Source organism: Nonomuraea sp. MTCD27, assembly GCF_041950495.1.
Lineage (GTDB): Bacteria > Actinomycetota > Actinomycetes > Streptosporangiales > Streptosporangiaceae > Nonomuraea.
This window is the reverse complement of sequence record NZ_JBGNUW010000002.1, coordinates 230,469-249,840: the sequence shown is the minus strand read 5'-3', so window position 1 is coordinate 249,840 and position 19,372 is coordinate 230,469. Positions and strand designations below refer to the sequence as shown.

The 19,372-nt window shown below is 71.8% G+C and carries 19 protein-coding genes; 14 read left to right on the top strand and 5 right to left on the bottom strand.

Annotated elements, in window-relative coordinates; all coding sequences use genetic code 11:
- The first annotated feature begins 18 nt into the window (after positions 1–18).
- The 12 genes from sucB (at position 19) to ACBJ59_RS05585 (ending at position 12,414) form a co-directional block, all read left to right on the top strand.
- The gene (sucB, locus tag ACBJ59_RS05640) at positions 19–1,500 is read left to right on the top strand and encodes a 2-oxoglutarate dehydrogenase, E2 component, dihydrolipoamide succinyltransferase (protein WP_375109105.1); all 1,482 of its coding nucleotides are present in this window, start codon (positions 19–21) and stop codon (positions 1,498–1,500) included.
- Between the two features lie 87 nt (positions 1,501–1,587).
- Entirely contained in the window at positions 1,588–2,481 is an 894-nt protein-coding gene (locus tag ACBJ59_RS05635; protein ID WP_375109104.1) for a TIGR01777 family oxidoreductase, read from the top strand.
- A 38-nt stretch (positions 2,482–2,519) separates the two neighbouring features.
- Positions 2,520–3,257 (top strand): Type 1 glutamine amidotransferase-like domain-containing protein, encoded by a 738-nt coding sequence (locus tag ACBJ59_RS05630; RefSeq protein ID WP_375109103.1) that lies wholly within the window; start codon positions 2,520–2,522, stop codon positions 3,255–3,257.
- 37 nt (positions 3,258–3,294) lie between these two features.
- Positions 3,295–4,002 (top strand): lipoyl(octanoyl) transferase LipB, encoded by a 708-nt coding sequence (gene lipB, locus ACBJ59_RS05625; protein WP_375109102.1) that lies wholly within the window; start codon positions 3,295–3,297, stop codon positions 4,000–4,002.
- A 118-nt stretch (positions 4,003–4,120) separates the two neighbouring features.
- On the top strand, positions 4,121–5,104 hold the full coding sequence (locus ACBJ59_RS05620) for a M48 family metallopeptidase (RefSeq protein WP_375109101.1): 984 nt from the start codon (positions 4,121–4,123) through the stop codon (positions 5,102–5,104).
- Between the two features lie 42 nt (positions 5,105–5,146).
- Complete coding sequence (lipA, locus tag ACBJ59_RS05615) at positions 5,147–6,076, top strand: lipoyl synthase (RefSeq protein WP_375109100.1); 930 nt, start codon at positions 5,147–5,149, stop codon at positions 6,074–6,076.
- 133 nt (positions 6,077–6,209) lie between these two features.
- Complete coding sequence (locus tag ACBJ59_RS05610; protein WP_375109099.1) at positions 6,210–7,172, top strand: helix-turn-helix domain-containing protein; 963 nt, start codon at positions 6,210–6,212, stop codon at positions 7,170–7,172.
- A gap of 149 nt (positions 7,173–7,321) precedes the next feature.
- A complete protein-coding gene (locus ACBJ59_RS05605; RefSeq protein WP_375109098.1) occupies positions 7,322–7,711 on the top strand; it encodes a VOC family protein in 390 nt (129 codons plus the stop codon).
- 20 nt (positions 7,712–7,731) lie between these two features.
- A complete protein-coding gene (locus tag ACBJ59_RS05600; RefSeq protein WP_375109097.1) occupies positions 7,732–8,511 on the top strand; it encodes an alpha/beta fold hydrolase in 780 nt (259 codons plus the stop codon).
- A gap of 66 nt (positions 8,512–8,577) precedes the next feature.
- On the top strand, positions 8,578–10,902 hold the full coding sequence (locus tag ACBJ59_RS05595; protein WP_375109096.1) for a glycoside hydrolase family 3 C-terminal domain-containing protein: 2,325 nt from the start codon (positions 8,578–8,580) through the stop codon (positions 10,900–10,902).
- A gap of 67 nt (positions 10,903–10,969) precedes the next feature.
- Entirely contained in the window at positions 10,970–11,650 is a 681-nt protein-coding gene (locus ACBJ59_RS05590) for a DUF4191 domain-containing protein (RefSeq protein ID WP_364113541.1), read from the top strand.
- Positions 11,650–12,414, top strand: a complete 765-nt coding sequence (locus ACBJ59_RS05585; RefSeq protein ID WP_364113543.1) for a class I SAM-dependent methyltransferase — start codon at positions 11,650–11,652, stop codon at positions 12,412–12,414. The genes ACBJ59_RS05590 and ACBJ59_RS05585 overlap by 1 nt, the downstream gene beginning before the upstream one ends.
- Here ACBJ59_RS05585 and ACBJ59_RS05580 read toward each other — a convergent pair.
- The 3 genes from ACBJ59_RS05580 to ACBJ59_RS05570 all read right to left on the bottom strand — a co-directional run bounded on the left by ACBJ59_RS05580 (position 12,395) and on the right by ACBJ59_RS05570 (position 14,474).
- A complete protein-coding gene (locus tag ACBJ59_RS05580; protein WP_375109095.1) occupies positions 12,395–13,333 on the bottom strand; it encodes a hypothetical protein in 939 nt (312 codons plus the stop codon). The two genes, ACBJ59_RS05585 and ACBJ59_RS05580, sit on opposite strands and share 20 nt — an antisense overlap.
- Positions 13,330–13,950: a TetR/AcrR family transcriptional regulator gene (locus tag ACBJ59_RS05575; RefSeq protein WP_375109094.1), complete on the bottom strand. Its 621-nt coding sequence runs from the start codon at positions 13,948–13,950 to the stop codon at positions 13,330–13,332. Before ACBJ59_RS05575 ends, ACBJ59_RS05580 begins: the two co-directional genes overlap by 4 nt.
- 62 nt (positions 13,951–14,012) lie before the next feature.
- Positions 14,013–14,474 (bottom strand): RDD family protein, encoded by a 462-nt coding sequence (locus ACBJ59_RS05570; protein ID WP_364113549.1) that lies wholly within the window; start codon positions 14,472–14,474, stop codon positions 14,013–14,015.
- Between the two features lie 77 nt (positions 14,475–14,551).
- Between ACBJ59_RS05570 and ACBJ59_RS05565 the strand changes: the two genes are divergently transcribed.
- Positions 14,552–15,622, top strand: a complete 1,071-nt coding sequence (locus ACBJ59_RS05565) for a hypothetical protein (protein ID WP_375109093.1) — start codon at positions 14,552–14,554, stop codon at positions 15,620–15,622.
- 126 nt (positions 15,623–15,748) lie between these two features.
- The gene (glnA, locus tag ACBJ59_RS05560) at positions 15,749–17,173 is read left to right on the top strand and encodes a type I glutamate--ammonia ligase (protein WP_364113553.1); all 1,425 of its coding nucleotides are present in this window, start codon (positions 15,749–15,751) and stop codon (positions 17,171–17,173) included.
- Between the two features lie 105 nt (positions 17,174–17,278).
- Here glnA and ACBJ59_RS05555 read toward each other — a convergent pair whose 3' ends face one another.
- The gene (locus ACBJ59_RS05555; protein ID WP_375109092.1) at positions 17,279–17,980 is read right to left on the bottom strand and encodes a B3/4 domain-containing protein; all 702 of its coding nucleotides are present in this window, start codon (positions 17,978–17,980) and stop codon (positions 17,279–17,281) included.
- Between the two features lie 5 nt (positions 17,981–17,985).
- A complete protein-coding gene (locus tag ACBJ59_RS05550) occupies positions 17,986–19,287 on the bottom strand; it encodes an MFS transporter (RefSeq protein ID WP_375109091.1) in 1,302 nt (433 codons plus the stop codon).
- Between the last annotated feature and the right edge of the window lie 85 nt (positions 19,288–19,372).

Here is a 19,372-nt window from a genome sequence, read left to right as displayed (position 1 = left end):
CGCGAGAGAAGAATAACGATGCCGGTCTCCGTACAGATGCCCCAGCTCGGCGAGAGCGTGACCGAGGGCACGGTAACCCGTTGGCTGAAGAAGGAGGGCGAGCGCGTCGAGGCCGACGAGCCGCTCCTCGAGGTGTCGACCGACAAGGTCGACACCGAGATCCCGTCGCCGTCCGCGGGTGTCCTCACCAAGATCGTCGTGGCCGAGGACGAGACGGTCGAGGTCGGGGCCGAGCTCGCCATCATCGACGAGAACGCCCAGCCGGGCGCCGCCGCTCCGGCACCGGAGGCGGCCCCCGCGCCGGCTCCCGAGCCCGAGCCGGAGCCCGAGCCCGCCCCCGCGCCGGCTCCCCCGGCCTCCTCCATCCCGCAGCCCGCTCCGGCGCAGCCCGCCCCGGCTCCCGCTCCGGCCCCCGCGCCTGCCCCGGCCCCCGCGCCGCAGGCCGCTCCCCCGGCGCAGCCGTCGCCGATCGCCACCACCCCGGCCGCCGAGCCCACGCCGCTGCCGTCCTCGGGTGACAGCCCCTACGTGACGCCGCTGGTGCGCAAGCTCGCCAACGAGCACGGCGTCGACCTCGACAGCATCAACGGCACCGGCGTGGGCGGCCGGATCCGCAAGCAGGACGTCCTCGAGGCCGCCAAGGCGCAGCGCGAGAAGGCCGTCGCGGCCCAGCCCGCGGCCCCGGCTCCCGCCGCCGCCCCGGCCGCCGCTCCGGCTCCCGCCGCGCAGGCCGCCCCGGTCGCCGCGGCTCCCGAGCCGGTGGAGGTCGACACGACGCTGCGCGGCCGTACGGAGAAGATGACGCGCCTGCGCCAGACGATCGCCAAGCGCATGGTCGAGTCGCTGCAGACGGCGGCGCAGCTCACCTCGGTCGTCGAGGTCGACGTGACGAGGATCGCGCAGCTGCGGGCGCGGGCGAAGGACGACTTCCTGCGCCGCGAGGGCGTGAAGCTGACCTTCACCCCGTTCTTCGCGATGGCCACGGTCGAGGCGCTCAAGCAGCACCCGAAGCTGAACGCCACGATCAACAACGAGACCAACGAGGTCACGTACTTCGACGTGGAGAACCTCGGCATGGCGGTCGACACCGAGCGCGGCCTGCTCGCGGCGGTCGTCAAGAACGCCGGCGACCTCAACCTGGCCGGTCTCGCCCGCAAGATCACCGACCTCGCCGAGCGCACCCGCAACAACCAGGTGACGCCCGACGAGATCACCGGCGGCACGTTCACGCTGACCAACACGGGCAGCCGGGGCGCGCTGTTCGACACGCCGATCCTCAACCAGCCGCAGGTCGGCATGCTCGGCACGGGCGCCGTCGTGAAGCGGCCGGTGGTGATCGACACGCCTGAGGGCGAGGTCATCGCGGTGCGGTCGATGGTCTACCTGGCGCTGACCTACGACCACCGGCTGGTCGACGGGGCCGACGCGGCGCGCTTCCTGACGACGATCAAGCGTCGTCTGGAGGAGGGCCGGTTCGAGGCCCAGCTCGGTCTCGCGTAAGGCGGATCGCTGATCGGCCGGGCGGCTCCTCGACGGGGCCGCCCGGCCCTTCGCCTGTTCGGGGGCGGGGCGGCGTAGTGTGAGTACATGGCGATCATCGTGACGGGTGCGTCGGGGTTGCTCGGGACGGCGCTGGTGGCGGCGCTGCGGGGCGAGGGGCGGGAGGTCGTCCGGCTCGTCCGCCGCCCGCCGCGCGGGGACGACGAGGCGTTCTGGCAGCCCGAGGAGCAGGTCGTGGACCTGGCCCCGCTGGAGGGCGCCGAGGCGGTCGTGCACCTGGCCGGGGCGTCGATCGCGGACCGGCGCTGGACCCCGGCCTACAAGCGCGAGCTCGTCACCAGCCGGGTCCAGGGCACGCGGGTGCTGGTCGACGCCCTGCGGGGGCTCTCCAAGCCGCCCGAGGTGTTCCTGTCGGCCTCGGGGGTGGACTTCTACGGCGACACCGGCGACCGGGTGATCGACGAGAGCCAGGGCAAGGGCAGCGGTTTCCTGGCCGACATGTGCGAGCAGTGGGAAGGCGAGGCGGAGCGGGCCGGGGAGGCGGGCATCAGGACCGTGCGGTCGCGTACGGGGCTGGTGCTGACCCGGAGCGGCGGGGCGCTCGGCCGGATGTTGCCGATCTTCCGGATCGGGCTGGGGGCGCCGCTCGGGTCGGGGAAGCAGTACTGGTCGTGGATCAGCGTGGACGACTGGGTGGGCGCCGCCCTACATGTGTTGAAAAATCGGGACATCGTGGGGGCGGTCAATTTCACCTCCCCTACGCCCGTCACCAACGCCGAGTTCACCAGGACGCTCGGAAAGGCCCTGCGCAGGGGCACGATGCCGATCCCCGTGCCGGCGTTCGCGCTGGCCGCCGGGCTCGGCGAGATGGCCCGCGAGACGCTGCTGCCGGGCCACCGCATCATGCCCGCCAAGCTGACCGCCGGCGGCTATCGCTTCTCCCATACGAGTCTCGACGAGGCGCTGCGCGCCGTACTGTAGGGTGCCGTCCGTTCTTCAGCAGGTGGGAGAATCTTGACATGAGCCGGTCAGGACAGTCACACATCCTCGCCATCGGAGGCGGATCGTTCCGCCCCAGCAGGCGCCACAACAGCATCGAGGCCAGCCTCCTGTTGCGCTACGGGCTCGACCTCACCGGACAGGACCGGCCGAAGCTGGGGCTGGTGGCCACGGCGCTGGGCGACTCGTCCGACTGGGTGCTGAAGATGTACGGCGCCTTCGCGGGCTGGGACGTCGAGGTGAGCCATCTGACGGTCTTCCCGATGCCCAACGTCGCCGATCCGCGGGCCTGGATGCTCGAGCAGGACATGATCTACGTCAGCGGCGGCAGCGTGGCCAACCTGATGGCGTTGTGGCGGCTGCACGGGCTCGACGAGGCGTTCGAGGAGGCGTGGCGGTCCGGGGTGGTGCTGTCCGGGCAGAGCGCGGGCGCGCTGTGCTGGCACGTCGGGGGCAACACCGACTCCTTCGGGCCCGACCTGCGGGTGTGGGCCGAGGGGATGGCGCTGCTGCCCTACTCGTGCGGGGTGCACTACAACTCCGAGCCGCAGCGCCGGCCGCTGCTGCAGGAGTCGGTGGCCGCCGGCGAGCTGCCCGGCGGTTACGCCGCCGACGAGGGCGTCGGGCTGCACTACGTGGGCACCGAGTTCATCCAGGCGGTGAGCGTCGAGCCGGGCGCGCACGCCTACCGGCTGGAGAGCGAGGGTGCGGGAAGGGTAAAGGAGTTCAGGATCGAGCCACGTCTCCTGACCCCCTGATTACCCTTCAAGGGTGAGGGAACGGCACAATAGGCTCATGCGCCCCATCCACGGGGACGATCCCCACGCACTCGCCATCGTCCGCCTTGGTGTCGACGTTCCCTACGAGCAGGCCTGGTCGCTGCAGCGCTGGGTGCACGGCAAGCGGGCCGCCGGAGAGCTCACCGACACCGTCCTCGTCCTCGAGCACGCGCCCGTCTACACGGCGGGCAAGCGCACGGCCCCGCACGAGCGGCCGTCCGACGGCACCCCGGTCATCGACGTCGACCGGGGCGGGCGCCTGACCTGGCACGGCCCCGGGCAGCTCGTCGCCTATCCGATCGTGGCCGTCACCGACGTGGTGGCGTACGCCTGCCGCCTCGAGGAGACGATGATCCAGGTGTGCGCCGACTTCGGTGTCACGGCCCGGCGGGTGTCCGGCCGCGGCGGCGTGTGGGCCGCCGGCGACCCGGCGCTCGGCCTGCCCGACCGCCAGCTCGGCGCGGTCGGCCTGCGCGTCTCGCGCGGCGTGACCATGCACGGCTTCGCGCTCAACTGCGCCAACGACCCGCGCTGGTACAACCGCATCGCCCCGTGCGGCTTCCCCGACGTGGGCGTCTCGTCGCTGTCGGCGGAGACGGGCCGCCGCATCGTGGTCGAGGAGGTCATGCCGATCGCGGAGAAGCGGCTGGCGGAGGCGCTCGGCAAGGAGGCGTTCGAGCTCCACGAGGAGGACCTGCTCCGCGACAGCCCGCGCGGCCGTTGACGCGGGTGTCGACGCGGCCATTGACGGGGCCATTGACGGGGCCATTGACGGGGCCGGTAATCGAATCGGCATCCAACGGCAGCGGAATCGCGGAGATCCCGGGCTTACGATCGCCCGTGTGAAGCGCCTTTCCGCTCTCGTGCTCGCGCTCGTGGTCCACCTGCTGACGCTGGCCTTCGTGGTGCTGGGCGGGTGGATCATCATCCGGGCCCCCGGCTCGATCCTGTCGTGGCTCCTCGGCGCCGTGAGCCTGGCCATCGGCTGGGCGCTGCGGCCCAGCCTGGGCCGGTTGCCCGCCGACGCCGAGGTGCTCGACCGCGCCTCCGCCCCCGAGCTGTACGGGGCCGCGGACCGGGTGGCCGACCGAGTCGGCGTCAAGCGGCCCAGGAAGGTCGCGGTCGGCGACCTGGACCCGCACACCCGCTACGACCGGGTCGGCCTGGCGCGCACCCCCGTCCTGGTCGTCGGCCTGCCGCTGTGGCTGGCGCTGCCCCCCAAGCAGCGGGTGGCGGTGCTGGCCACGGCGTACGCGCGGCTGCCGACCGGCTCCGAGCGGGTGGTGAGCGAGGCCCTGGCCACGCTGGAGTCCTGGCGGGACGCCCTGCTGGGAGCGGCGGCGCCGCTGAAGGTCAGGGAGGAGGCGCAGACAACAATCGCGGCCTCGTCCCTGGGGGCGATGGACCACCCGGGCACCACGTACGAGGTGGCGGGCGCCTTCGGCCGCCTGGTCGGGCGGGTGCTGGGCGGCCCGGTGCTGCTGCTGCGCTACGTGCTGACCCGGCTGGCCCGGGCCGGTGAGAGCCGTACCCTGGCCAGGCAGCGGGCGCTGGCGGAGCGGGTGGCCACGGCGGAGGAGCTGGCCGAGCTGGAGGAGCTGGCGGCGGGCGGCTACCTGGCGCCGATGCAGGCGGCGGCGCTGCGCGGCGAGAGCGTGTCGTCGATCAGGCGCGACGCGCTGGCCAGATTCCAGCTCACCGACGACGGCGTGCTCCCCTCGCCCCCGCACTCCGAGCTGCTCGGCACCCGCGAGTCGGAGCGGATCGACGAGGAGTTGCAGGCCCACTACACCCGGGCGATCCGGGGTTTCGGGCTCATCTCCTGACCCTGGAACAGGCCGCTTCCCCAGGAGACGTAAGCTGAGAACGTGACCGTTGCTCCTGAAGGCCGCAAGCTCCTCCGCCTGGAGGTGCGTAACGCCGAAACCCCTATCGAGCGCAAGCCCCCGTGGATCAAGACCAAGCTGAGGACGGGCCCCGAATACACCGAGCTGAAATCGCTCGTGCGCCGGGAGGGCCTGCACACGGTCTGTGAAGAGGCGGGCTGTCCCAATATCTACGAGTGCTGGGAAGACCGCGAGGCGACCTTCCTCATCGGCGGCGACCAGTGCACGCGCCGCTGCGACTTCTGCCAGATCGACACCGGCAAGCCCAAGGAATACGACCGCGACGAGCCGCGCCGGGTGGCCGAGTCCGTCCAGCAGATGGGCCTGAAATACGCCACCGTGACCGGCGTGGCCCGCGACGACCTGCCCGACGGCGGCGCCTGGCTCTACGCCGAGACCGCGCGCCAGATCCACGCGCTGCTGCCCGACTGCGGCGTCGAGCTGCTGGTGCCCGACTTCAACGGCAACCGCGAGCAGCTGGAGGAGGTCTTCTCCAGCAAGCCCGAGGTGTTCGCGCACAACGTCGAGACGGTGCCGCGGATCTTCAAGCGCATCCGCCCGGCGTTCCGCTACGAGCGCTCGCTCGGCGTGATCACGATGGCCCGCGAGGCCGGGCTGGTCACCAAGTCCAACCTGATCCTGGGCATGGGCGAGACCCGCGAGGAGATCGTCGAGGCCATGCGCGACCTGCACGCGGCCGGCACCGACCTGCTGACGATCACCCAATACCTGCGGCCGACGCCGCGCCACCACCCGGTGGAGCGGTGGGTGAAGCCGGAGGAGTTCGTCGAGCTGCAGGCCGAGGCCGAGGCCATCGGGTTCGCCGGCGTGCTGTCCGGGCCGCTGGTGCGCTCGTCCTACCGGGCGGGCAAGCTCTACAAGCAGGCCATCGAGGCCCGCCAGACCGCCTGACCGGCAGATTTCAGCCCCGGGACGCCCGTCGTCCCGGGGCTGCTCCGTGCCGGGCCACTGCTTTGCCCGGTGCGCGGGGCCGGGCGGCGTGGCTACCATGGCAGCCCTGTCGACGAGGGGGAGCGACTCCGGCATGGCCGTTCTGATCCGCACCAGCGACTTACCCGCGAAGCGTCGCCACGAGGCGTGGCGCAGCATCGTGTGCGACACGCTCGGCCCCCTCGACCTGCGCATCGACCCCGACGCGCCGTTACGCGGCGAGATCGAGTTCGGCAAGCTCGGCGACGTGGGCGTCGGCCGGATCGACACCTCCACCCCCCACAGCGTGCACCGCACCTCGGGCCTGATCCGCCGCGAGAATCCCGGCCTCTACCGGGTGGTGCTCGCCCTGTCGGGCAGCCCCCGCCTGGCCCAGGACGGCCGCCAGACGCAGCTCAGCCGGGGCGAGTTCGCGATCTACGACTTCACCCGGCCCTACGAGCTGGCCTACGACTCGGCGGTGCGGCTCGCGGTGTTCAGCCTCCCGCACGACCAGCTCAGCGTGCCGATCGACGCGGTGGCGACGCTCGCCGCGCTGCCCATCGGGGCCGAGACGGGCGCCGCCGCGCTGGCCGTGCCGCTGCTGCGCCGGGTGGCCCTCGACCACGAGACCTACCGCCCCGGCAGCGCCGCGAGGTTGTCGACCGTGGTTACCGACCTGGTCAGCGCGGCCGTCGCCGAGCGCCTGGAGCTGACGCGGTCGCTGCCCGGCGACGCGCGGCAACGTACGCTGCTGCTGCAGGTGCACGCCTTCATCGAGCAGCACCTGGGCGAGCTCGACCTCGACCCCGCGACCATCGCGGCGGCGCACCACATCTCCGTGCGTTACCTGCACCGGCTGTTCGAGTCGGAGAACACGACGGTGGCCGCCTGGATCAGGCAGCGGCGGCTCGAACGGTGCCGCACGGACCTGCTGGCGGGCGGCACCGAGTCCGTCAGCGTCGTCGGGGCCCGCTGGGGGCTGCCCGACTCGGCGCATTTCAGCAGGTTGTTCCGGCGCGCGTACGGGATGCCGCCCGCCGAGTACCGCCGCGCCAACACGGTGCTGACACGGTGAGCTGACGCTGTGAACTGACACTGTGAACTGACACTGTGAACTGACACTGTGCGCTGAACGTCAATCCGCCTGGCGTCCAGATCCAAGACCGGCGGGCCCTTTCTCAGCAGACTGATGGTTGTCAGCGAATGAGAGAAGGGATCAGGAAAATGCAGCTCTTCGTCAACCTTCCGGTCAAGGACATCGAGCGGTCGAAGCAGTTCTTCACCGACCTCGGCTTCACCCTGTTCGGCATGGCCGACAACATGGCGTCGGTGGTCATCAGCGAGCAGACGCAGGTCATGCTGCTGGCCGAGGACGCGTTCGCCTCGTACATCACCAAGGAGATCGGCGACGCCGGCAAGAGCACCGAGGCGATCCTGGTGCTGGGGCTGGAGAACCCGGCGCAGGTGGACGAGCTGGTGGACAAGGCTCTGGCGGCCGGGGCCACGCCGGCGGGCGTCAAGCAGGAGGACGGCGGGTTCCGCTACCAGCGCGGCTTCGCCGACCTCGACGGGCACCACTGGGAGGCGCTGTGCCTGGTGCAGCCGGCCCAATGAGCTCGTGCCCGGAGGAGTCCGTGAAGTCGGCCGACGGCACCGTCATCGCCTTCGACCGGCGCGGTGAGGGTCCGGCGGTCGTGCTGGTCCAGGGAGCGTTCGCGGAGCGGCGGCAGCCCATGATGACCGCCATCGCGAGCGCCCTGGCCCGGTGGTTCACGGTGTTCAGCTACGACCGCAGGGGCCGGGGCGGCAGCGGGGACACGCCTCCGTACGCGGTGGAGCGGGAGATCGAGGACCTGGCCGCCGTCGTGGCGGCGGCGGGCGGGTCGGCGATGGTGTTCGGCGGCTCGTCGGGGGCGGCGCTGGCCCTGGAGGCGGCCGCCGTCCTCCCGGCGATCTCGAAGCTGGCCGTGTGGGAGCCGCCGTACCACGTGGACGAGAGCGCGCCCGCGCTCTCCCCGGGCTTCACGGCCGAGCTCGGCGCGCTGGTCGCGGCGGGCCGGCGGGCGGAGGTGGTGGAGCGGTTCATGGCGGCGGCCGGGGTGCCGCCGGAGGCCGTGGCCATGATGCGGGCCCAGCCGACCTGGGAACAGGCCGAGGCCGTCGCGCACACGCTGGTCTACGAGGCGGCCGTGCTGCGGGCCGGTGAGGAGCTGCCCGCGGCGCGGCTGGCCGCCATCGGGCAGCCGACGCTGGTGCTCAACGGGGCCGACAGCCCGGCGTGGATGGCGAAGGCGGGCGTGGCGGTGGCCGCGGCGGTGCCCGGGGCGGTGCTGCGGGTGCTGGAGGACCAGGCGCACAACGTGGCGCCGGAGGCGCTGGCGCCCGAGCTGCTGGAGTTCTTCGTGGCGGGGTGACGCTTTTCATTACGCAAAGGTCACAAACCTATCGAGCGCTCGGTTTCCTGGTGAACACTGTGGGGCGTGGACCTCGACGAACTGATCTCCCGGCTCGACCTCCCCACCAAGATCCGCCTGCTCACGGGGGCCGACATGTGGTCGCTGCCGCCGCTGCCCGAGATCGGGCTCGACGCGCTCGTGATGAGCGACGGGCCCATCGGCGTACGCGGCGGCCAGTGGCGCCCGGGCGACCCCTCGATCGCCCTGCCGAGCCCGACGGCGCTGGCCGCCACCTGGGACGTGGACCTGGTCAGGCGGGCCGGGCGGCTGCTGGCCCAGGAGGCGCGGCGCAAGGGCGTGCACGTCCTGCTCGCGCCCACGCTCAACCTGCACCGCTCGCCGCTCGGCGGCCGGCACTTCGAGTGCTTCTCCGAGGACCCGTTCCTCACGGGCGAGATCGGCGCCGCCTACGTCGAGGGCGTGCAGGAGGGCGGGGTCGCCACCACGCCCAAGCACTTCGTGGCCAACGACTCCGAGACCGACCGGTTCACCGTGGACGTCCTGGTGGCGGAGAAGACGCTGCGCGAGCTGTACCTGCGGCCGTTCGAGCGGGTGGTGGCGGCCGGGGCGTGGGGCCTCATGACCGCCTACAACGGCGTGAACGGCACCACCATGACCGAGCACGCGGACCTGGTGCACGGGGTGCTGAAGGGCGAGTGGGGGTTCGACGGGTGCGTCGTGTCCGACTGGACGGCGGTGCGCTCGACCGAGGCGGCCGCCCTCGGCGGCACGGACGTGGCCATGCCGGGGCCGAAGGGGCCCTGGGGAGGCCGGCTGGAGGCGGCCGTACGGGAGGGGCGAGTGCCGGAGTCGGCCGTGGACGATCGCGTACGCCGCGTCCTGCGCCTGGCCGAGCGGGTCGGCGCCCTGCGCGGCGCGCGGGAACGGCCCGTGGAGACGGCGGCCGTCGACGGGGTGGCGCTGGCCCGCGAGGTCGCCACCCGCGGCTCCACCCTGCTCACCAACGACGGCGTCCTGCCGCTCCGGGCCGATGCCACGATCGCGCTCATCGGGGCGGCCGCCCGGGAGGCGCGCGTCATGGGCGGCGGCAGCGCGCAGGTCTACCCCGGGCGCGTCGTCTCGCCGCTCGACGGGCTGGCCGGCCGGGCCGAGGTCCGGTACGCCGTGGGCACCGACCCGCGCATCCGCCTGGCACCGCTGCCCGGCCCCGTCACGGCGCTGTTCCTGGACGAGGCGGGCGAGGTGCTGTCCGAGCAGGCGCTGGCCGACGGCGAGGCGCGCTGGATGGGGCAGTTGCCGCCCGGCGTGGACGGCGAGCGGCTCAGGGCGGTCCGGCTGCGGGTGGCGTACCGGCCGGAGGTCTCCGGCGCGCACGAGCTGTCGGTGGCCGGCGTGGGCGCCTTCGACCTGACCGTGAACGGCGAGAGCGTCCTCGACGAGAGCATCGGCCTGGACGTCGGCGACCCGGCCGCGGCGTTCCTGGCGCCGCCCGAGCGCCGGGTGCGCGTGGCGATGGCGGCGGGCGGGACGTACGAGCTGGCCCTGACCCATCCGGCGAGCACGTTCGCCGGCATGACCTTCGTGTCCTTCACCCTCGGCCACGCCGACCCCGGCCCGGGCGAGGACGAGCTGATGGCCGAGGCCGTGCGCGTGGCCGGCGAGTGCGACGTGGCGGTGGTCGTGGCCGCCACCACGCCTGAGGTGGAGAGCGAGGGGTTCGACCGCGCGGACCTCGTCCTGCCGGGCCGGCAGGACGAGCTGATCCGGGCGGTGGCCACCGCCAACCCGCGGACGGTGGTCGTGGTCAACGCGGGCTCGCCGGTCGAGATGCCCTGGCTGGAGGAGGTGGCGGCGGTGCTGGTCACCTGGTTCCCGGGGCAGGAGGCGGGGGCGGCGCTGGCCGACGTCCTGTTCGGCGACGCCGAGCCGGGCGGGCGGCTGCCCACGACCTGGCACCGGCGGCTGGCGGACGCGCCGGTGACGTGCGTGACGCCGGTGGACGGGAAGCTGGCCTACGACGAGGGCGTCCGCATCGGATATCCGGCGTGCGAGGGGTTGTCGCCCGCGTTCTGGTTCGGGCACGGGCTGGGGTACACGACGTGGTCCTACGACTCGATCGCGGCCGAGGGCACCAGCGTGTCCGTGGCCGTCACCAACACCGGGACGCGCCCGGGGCGGGAGGTCGTGCAGATCTACGTCGAGGGCCGGCTGGCCGGGTTCGACGTGGTCGAGGCCGATCCGGGGCAGACCGTGATCACCACCGTGTTCCTCCCGGAGCGGGCCTTCCAGGTCTGGGAGAACGGCTGGCGTACGGTCGAGGGCGTGCACACGGTGCGGGCGGGCCGCAACGCGAGCGATCTTCCGCTGTCGGCAACGGTGAAGATGTAGTCACAACGGGAAAAACGACCGGGCCGCGTTTTCCATACTGCACCAGTTGGTTTGTATCCTTCTGAGCATGGCAAAGTCCGAGGATCCAGAGAAGCCGGGGCGCATCAAGCAGCTCCGCATGATCGCGCAGATCATCAAGCAGGCCAACCCCAAGGGAATGCCGATCGTCTTCCTCTCGGCGGTGGGCACGCTGGCTGTGGTCGTCGTGATCGGCCTGGTCACGGACTACCTGTGGTATTCGGTGTTCATCGGCGTGCTGGCCGCGTTCACCGTCGGGCTGGTGGTGTTCGGGCAGCTCGCGCAGCGGGCCCAATACTCGATCCTGCACGGCCAGACCGGCGCGGCGGCGGCCGTGCTGCAGGGCATGCGGGGCAACTGGCAGGTCACCCCGGCCATCGCGGTCAACCGTGACCAGGACCTGATCCACCTCGTGGTCGGCTACCCGGGCGTCGTGCTGGTGTCCGAGGGGCCGGGCAACCGGGTGGCGAAGATGCTGACGGCCGAGAAGAAGCGGATCGCGCGGGTGGTGCTGGGCGTCGAGATCTACGACGTGCAGTGCGGCGACGGCGAGGGGCAGGTGCCGCTCGGCAAGCTGCAGCGGCACATCATGAAGCTGCCGCGCAACCTGAAGAAGCCCTCGGTCAACGAGGTCAAGGACCGCCTGCGCTCGCTGCCGCGGAACATGCCGATGCCCAAGGGCCCGATGCCCAAGGGCGCCCGCATCCCGCGCGGCCCCAAGATGCGCTAGTGCTGTCGGCTTCGTCGCGGGCCAACCGCGGCTGGTGGGACGGCAACGCCGACGACTACCAGGTCGAGCACGGCGGGTTCCTGCGCGACAGCGGGTTCGTCTGGGGGCCCGAGGGCGTGGACGAGTCCGAGGCGCGCCTGCTCGGCGAGGTGGACGGCCGGCGGGTGCTGGAGATCGGCTGCGGTGCCGCCCAGTGCGCGCGGTGGCTGGTGACGCGGGGTGCGGAGGTGGTGGCGTTCGACATCTCGCACCGCCAGCTCCGCCACTCCCAGCGCATCGACCTGGAGACCGGCCTGCGCGTTCCCGTGGTGCAGGCCGACGCCGAGGTGCTGCCGTTCGCCGGCGGCTCCTTCGACGTGGCCTGCTCCGCGTACGGGGCGCTGCCGTTCGTGGCCGACCCCCTGGCCGTCTTCCGCGAGGTGCGCAGGGTGCTGCGGCCGGGCGGGCGGTTCGTGTTCTCGGTGAGCCATCCGATCCGGTGGGCGTTCCCCGACGATCCGGGGCCGCGGGGGCTGACCTCCGACCGGTCCTACTTCGACCGGTCCCCGTACGAGGAGCGCGACGAGCGGGGCGAGCTCACGTACGTCGAGCACCACCACACGATGGCCGACTGGGTGAACCTGCTGGCGGCCTCCGGCCTGACGATCACCGGGCTGCTGGAGCCCGAGTGGCCCGAGGGGCACGAGCGGGCGTGGGGCGGCTGGAGCCCGCTGCGCGGCCGCCACCTCCCCGGCACGGCCATCTTCAGCTGCGCGAATATCTAGCCGCCATGGCGTGGAAGACCTCCTTGGGCTCCCACGCCCTCTCGTCGAGCATCCTGACCACGCCGTACGCCCCGAGGTCGGCCCCGCCCGGCCGGTTGTAGGCCGCCCAGGTGAACCACAGCGCCGTCTCGACGCCCTCCCGCTCGAAGAGGTCGACCAGCTCTTCGAGGTAGCGGACCTGCTCACCCTCGTCACGCACCGCGCCGTCCGGCACGGACCAGGCCATGCCGCCCAGCTCGCCCGCCCCCGTGTACGCGCAGGTGCCGAACTCGGTGACCGCGACCGGCTTGCCGTGCTTGAAGTGGGCGCGCAGCTCCTCGGTGAAGGTGTCCTTGTTGTACGCCGCCCGGTAGGCGTCCGTGCCGACCAGGTCGAACGGGGCCCAGTCGACGTCCTCCCACGGCCCCGAGGCGTAGGTGATCCGGCCGCCGAACCGGGCCCTGGCCACCTCCGCCGCCTCGCCCAGGAAGTCGTTGAAGCGCCGCATCACGGGCCCCAGCGAGGTCCACCAGTCCAGGTCGGCCGTGCCCATCCGCGTCAGCCGGTCCATGTAGCCGTCGCCGGGGATGTAACCGGGGCAGAAGGCGCTGGTCTCGCAGCCGGTGACGAGGACGACCTCGGCGCCGGTCCGGCGGACGGCCTCGGCCCGTTCGGCGCAGTCGGCGTACAGGGAGAGGGTCTCCTCGGCCGGGACGTCCACCGGGAACGGCGCGAACCAGACCTCCAGGCCCGCCGCGGCGGCGTGCTCGGCGGCCACGCTCAGCCGCTCGGGGTCCCCGCCCGAGACCCGGACGACCCGGCAGTGCAGCTCGTCGGCGATGACCCGCATCTCGCGGGCGACGGTGCCGGCGTCGAACACCTTGCGCGACCTCTCATCGCCCGGCAGGAATCCCGTGTCGTAGTTGATGCCCTTTTTCACGATTTTTCCCCTTTTATCAATGAGAAGCCGTGTTCCAGGAGGTCGAAGGCCAGCTCGACCTCCTCCCCCAGCAGCCGTCCCGCCTCCTCCAGCGGCACCCCCGTGGAGAGCCGGTGGAAGAACGCCTCCTGCAGGGTCGTGACGGCGGCGGTGATCTGCGCGGCCATGATCTGGGGCGCGAGGCCGTGGCCCGGCATGGCCTCGGCGAGCGCGGTGGCCAGCTCGTAGCGCTGACCCATGTTCGTCTGGTGGACGCCCGCGAGCAGGGCCGGGCTGGCCGAGATCACCCGGACCCTGGTGATCATGCCCTCGACGTCCACCTCGCCCGTGTCCTGCCGGGCCATCCCCCGGTAGTGCTCGCGCAGGGCGTCGAGCGGCGACTGACCGGCCTCGCGCCCGGCCACGATCGCGGCCGTGTCGTCCTTGACGGCGTCGAGGACCAGGCACTCCTTGGACGGGAAGTAGTTGAACAGCGTGACCTTGGCGACCCCGGCCGCCTCGGCCACCTCGTTGACGGTCACGGCGTCGTAGCCGCGCTCGTCGAACAGCCGCAGCGCCACCTCGGAGATCCGCCGCCGGGTCTGCTCCTTCTTGCGCTCCCTGAGCCCCGCCATCATGCGGACAGCATAAACCGTACCGGGTACATTTTTGAACCCGGTACGGCTTTTTACCCGCTCAGCTACATCCGGACGACCATCGTGTTGGAGGCGCGGTCGTGCACCCCGCGATGGTCGCGGTCCCAGATCAGGGCGGGCACGGCCAGGGCGAGCAGCGCCGTACGCACCAGGACGGGCAGCAGCCGCGGGTCACCGCCGTCCATCGCGGCGACCCGGACGCCCATCAGCCGGTGCCCGAACGTCTGGCCCATGAACCCGACCAGGAGCAGGTACTGCAGCGCGAACACGACCACCGGCGCCCACGGCGACTCCGCCGGGTTCATCCGGAGCAGCAGCTGCACGACGACCCACGTGCAGATCATCCAGTCGATGACGAGCGCGCCGATCCGGCGCCCCCACCCGGCGATCGAACCGCTGCCCTCCTCGGGCAGCCCCAGGCGCTCTCCCGGGTATCCGAGATCGACCCCGGCGGATCTCACCCCACCCAGCCAGGTCTGCGTCCATCGAGGCTCGTTCCTGCTCATACCCTCAAAGGTAGCCGCTGCCAGGGCCGGTCCCGATTGTGACCCAACCGCGTCACAAGACGGACATCATGTACGCCATGCCACACGGGGATGACCTTGACCAGCGCTTCAACGAGCTGGTCGCGCAGATAGACGCCGACCAGCAGCGCAAGATGCGCGCGGCGGCGAAGAAGGGGGCCAGGCAGGCCCCGGAAGCCGTGTCCCGCCCCCCGCGCGAGACCCGTCCCGCCCGGACGCCGCGCCGGATCGGGCGGGCCTGGCTCGCCATGGCCGGGATCTCCTCGGTGATCGCGGCCGCCGGGGTCGTCATCACCCTCCGCCCCGACCTGCTCGCCGCCGCCGGCCCGGTGCCCGAGGAGACCATACCGGTGGCCGCGGCCCCCCTTCCGCCGGAGACCTCGGCCGCCACGGGTCCCGTGCCCGAGGAGACGCAGCCGGTGGCGACGGTGCCCGACGCCGCCAGGCCGTTCGAGGGCTCCAAGGCGGAGGGCTGGGCCGAGGGCGCCGCCGGTTTCGACATGCCCGAGGCCAAGGCGGTCGGCGGGCTGTCGAAGAAGGACGTGGCCAAGGGGATCGAGCGGACGCGCGAGCTGCTGACGGCGGCCCTGCTCGACCGCAAGACGATCCTGGGCGGCAAGCCGGCGGCGTTCATGGAGCTGCTCCACCCCGAGGAGCGCGCCTGGTTCCGCAAGGGCCTGACCCGCAAGGGCGACAAGACCACCCGCGGATGGGTGACGAGCTTCGCCCCCAAGACGGCCGAGCTGGTCAGCGACGTGATCAAGGTGCACGGCAGGACGAAGCTGTCGTCGTTCAAGAAGGACGGGCGCACCGGCGCGAAGCTGGAGACCAACTACATCGTCGTCTACGCGATCCAGCGGCCCGGCCAGGCGGAGACGCTGACGCGGCTCGTCAAGCACCAGCGCGGCTCGGCGCTGGTGTACCGCGAGGCGGGCGAGACGGTCGTCTGGATCCAGAAGTGGGGCGGCAGCACGACCCCGGCCCGGTGTGACGTGAATGACGGGTACATCCACCCCTTCTACGACGACTCCGTGCCCGACAAGGTGGGTGCGGAAGGAACGCCGACAGACCCGTACGAGCTGGATGAACCCGAGCTCAAGGGTGACTGCGCCGCCTCGAAGGGAACGTGAACAACGTTCGACACACCGCTGCGTCGGACTGACGCTGCGTAACACGTGCGAAACAATCGAGACACCATACGGAAACGGCCAAGCCCTAGCGTCGGCATGATGGCCAGTCCCCAGGGAGGTTCGAGAGTGTTCAACTCCGCCGACGACGTCCTGAAGTTCATCAGTGACGAAGGGGTGCAGTTCGTCGATGTCAGGTTCACCGACCTGCCGGGGACGACGCACCACTTCACCTTCCCGGTTGAGAACTTCAGCGCGAGCGTCTTCACCGACGGACTCATGTTCGACGGCTCGTCGATCCGCGGATTCCAAGCGATCCACGAGTCCGACATGCTCCTGCTGCCCGACCCGACCAGCGCCGTGGTGGACCCGTTCCGCCAGCACAAGACGCTCAATCTGAACTTCTTCGTGCACGACCCGCTGACCGGCGAGGCCTACAGCCGCGACCCGCGCAACGTGGCTCGCAAGGCAGAGGAATTCCTCAAGGGCACGGGCATCGCCGACACGGTCTACTTCGGCCCCGAGGCCGAGTTCTACATCTTCGACGACGTGCGCTTCGAGACGAAGCAGAACGCCGGCTACTACTACATCGACTCCATCGAGGGCGCCTGGAACACCGGCAAGGCGACCGAGGGCGGCAACCTGGGCTACAAGCCGCGCTACAAGGGCGGCTACTTCCCGGTCCCGCCGATGGACCACTTCACCGACCTGCGCTCGGAGATGGTGCGCAACCTCATCGAGTGCGGCGTCGAGGTCGAGATGCAGCACCACGAGGTCGGCACGGCCGGTCAGGCGGAGATCGACTTCAAGTTCGGCACGCTGCTCAAGACCGCCGACAACCTGATGCTGTACAAGTACATCATCAAGAGCACGGCCATGGAGTACGGCCACACGGTCACGTTCATGCCCAAGCCGATCTTCGGTGACAACGGCTCCGGCATGCACTGCCACCAGTCGCTGTGGAAGGACGGCTCGCCGCTCTTCTACGACGAGGTCGGCTACGCGGGCCTGTCCGACACGGCCCGCTACTACATCGGCGGCCTGCTCAAGCACGCGCCGTCGCTGCTGGCCTTCACCAACCCGACGGTCAACTCCTACCACCGCCTGGTGCCCGGCTACGAAGCCCCGGTCAACCTGGTCTACTCGCAGCGCAACCGCTCGGCCTGCGTGCGCATCCCGATCACGGGTTCCAACCCGAAGGCCAAGCGCATCGAGTTCCGCGTCCCGGACCCGTCGTGCAACCCGTACTTCGCGTTCGCGGCGATGCTGATGGCCGGCATCGACGGCATCCGCAACAAGATCGAGCCGCCGGAGCCGGTCGACAAGGACCTCTACGAGCTGCCGCCGGAGGAGGCCCGCCAGGTGCCGCAGGTGCCGGGCTCGCTGACCGACGTGCTCAACGCGCTGGAGGCGGACCACGACTACCTGCTCGAGGGCGGCGTGTTCACGCCTGACCTGATCGAGACGTGGATCGCGTACAAGCGGGAGAACGAGGTCGACCCGATCCGGCTGCGGCCGCACCCGCACGAGTTCGAGCTGTACTACGACTGTTAGGCCGCACGCGTGACGGCCCGGGATCCGGCTCTGCCGGTCCCGGGCCGTTTCCGTGTCCGCCCGATCGTCCGCCCCAACGTCCGCCCGATCATGCCCCGTGCGGGCTCACTCCCCCGTGAACTCGAAGCTCGGGGAGGACCGGGTCAGGATCGCGTGTTTCGGGGTGACCGGCCACAGGGCGTTCAGCTCGGCGGCGAGCGCGGACGTGAGGGACTCGATGTCCTTCCCGGCCGTGTCGTGCAGCGCCTCCGCGACGATCAGGACGTTCGCCGTCGTGTCGCGTACGGCCGAGAGGCCGCTCTGGCGGTTGGTCCAGCGGCGGGCGTGCGCCTGGCCCGCCGCGTCGGCGAAGATCACCTCCTTGGCGGGCGGGTGCTCCGTCTCGCCGGAGAAGGTGAGGTACGTCTCCTCGCCCGTGGCGTAGCCGACCTCCACGTAGCCCTCGATGCGGGAGACGTCGAAGACCGCGATCGGGACGGCGTAGGCGATGGAGACGGCGTTGCACAGGTCGATCAGGGGGTGGAGCCGGGGCAGCGCCCCCTCCTTCCTGAAGCGGCGCAGCAGGGACTCCGACGCGCATCTGTACTGGGTCGGCTTGAGGCCCATCCGGGAGAAGGCGCGGCGCCACGCCTGGATCTCCGGGAGCTCGCCCTCGGAGGCGGCCGCGAGGCGGGCGGCGGCGACCTCGCCGTAGGCGGCGATCCGGGCGTCCGGGACGGCGTCCGCCGTGATGCCCTCGGCGTGGAGCGCCGCCGGGACGAGCTCGGGGAAGTCTCTCCAGATGTCGTCCGAGTGCTGGAAACGCATGGCTCTCACTCCGCGAGGCGGCTTACGGATCTTCTCTGGAAGCCTATAGCGCCGTAGGCGGCGCAGGTCACCGCCGTGAGGACGGACGCGGTCAGGAGCGGGTCGGCGTGGGTGAGGCCGCCGAGGACGGCCACGCCCAGGGTCGCGCCGACCTGGCGGGAGGCGTTCAGTACGCCGCCGGCCGTCCCGGCGGTGCCGGGAGGCGCCCCCGCGATCATGCCCGCCATCAGGGCGGGGAAGCAGAACGACAGGCCGAGGCCCATCACGGCCAGCCACACCGGGAGGCCGCCGGCGAGTGCCGCCCCGGCCAGGCCCGCCGCGAGCAGGGCCAGGCCGGCCAGGATCGGGGGGCGGGCGCCGTGGCGGGCGACGATCCGGCCGGTGAGCACGGGGTTGACGACCATGGGCAGGGTGAGCGGGAGGAAGGCCAGGCCGGTCGCCATCGGGGAGAGGTGGCGGGTGTCCTGGAGGAGGAGGGTCAGGACGAACAGGGCGCCGGAGAAGGCGAAGTTCGCGACGGCGCCGGCGAGGAGCTCGGGCCAGGTGGCGGAGAGGAGGCCCGGGGGGATGGCCGCGCCGCGGTGGGGTTCGGCGGGCGGCTTCGAGCGGGCCGGCGTGGCGGTGCGGCGTTCGATGGTGATCAGGGACGCCAGGGCGATCAGGGACAGGGCCGCGGCCGGGAGGGAGGCGTCCGTCAGGGCCTCGGCCAGCAGGCCCAGGAAGGCGCACATCAGGCCCTGCGCGTACCAGTCGATCCGGCGTGTCCCGCGCGGCGAGCGGATCCGCGCCACGGCCAGCAGGCTGACGAGGGCGACGGGCGGGTTGATCAGGAAGACGGCGCGCCAGCCGTACAGGTCCACCAGCAGGCCGCCCAGCAGCGGGCCCGCCGCCAGGGCCGTGCCGGTGACGGAGGCCCACACGCCCGTCGCGCGGGCCCGGGCGGCCGGGGACGGGTACAGCTCGGCGATCAGCCCGAGCGAGCCGCCCAGGCACAGCGCGCCCGCCACGCCGAGCAGGGCGCGCAGCGCGACCAGCACCCCGAGGTGCGGGGCCGCCGCGCTCAGCAGCGAGAGCACCCCGAACGCCGCCACCCCGGCCTTGAACACCCTGGCCGCCCCGTACCGGTCGGCCACCGCTCCCCCGGTCAGCAGGGAGGCGGCGAAGGCGACGGTGTAGGCGTTCACGGCCCACTGCTGGCCGGCCACGGAGCCGCCGAGCGAGGCGCGCAGGTCCGGCAGGGCGATCGTGAGCACGGTCGTGTCCAGGAGCACGAGGAAGTAGGCGAGGGAGAAACCGGCAAGCTTCATGGGGTTCAGCCTGCGCAAACGCGATATGTCCACTCAACAGGCGCATCCGCACGGGGCATTCGGGAAAACCGTCGGCACCCGCGCC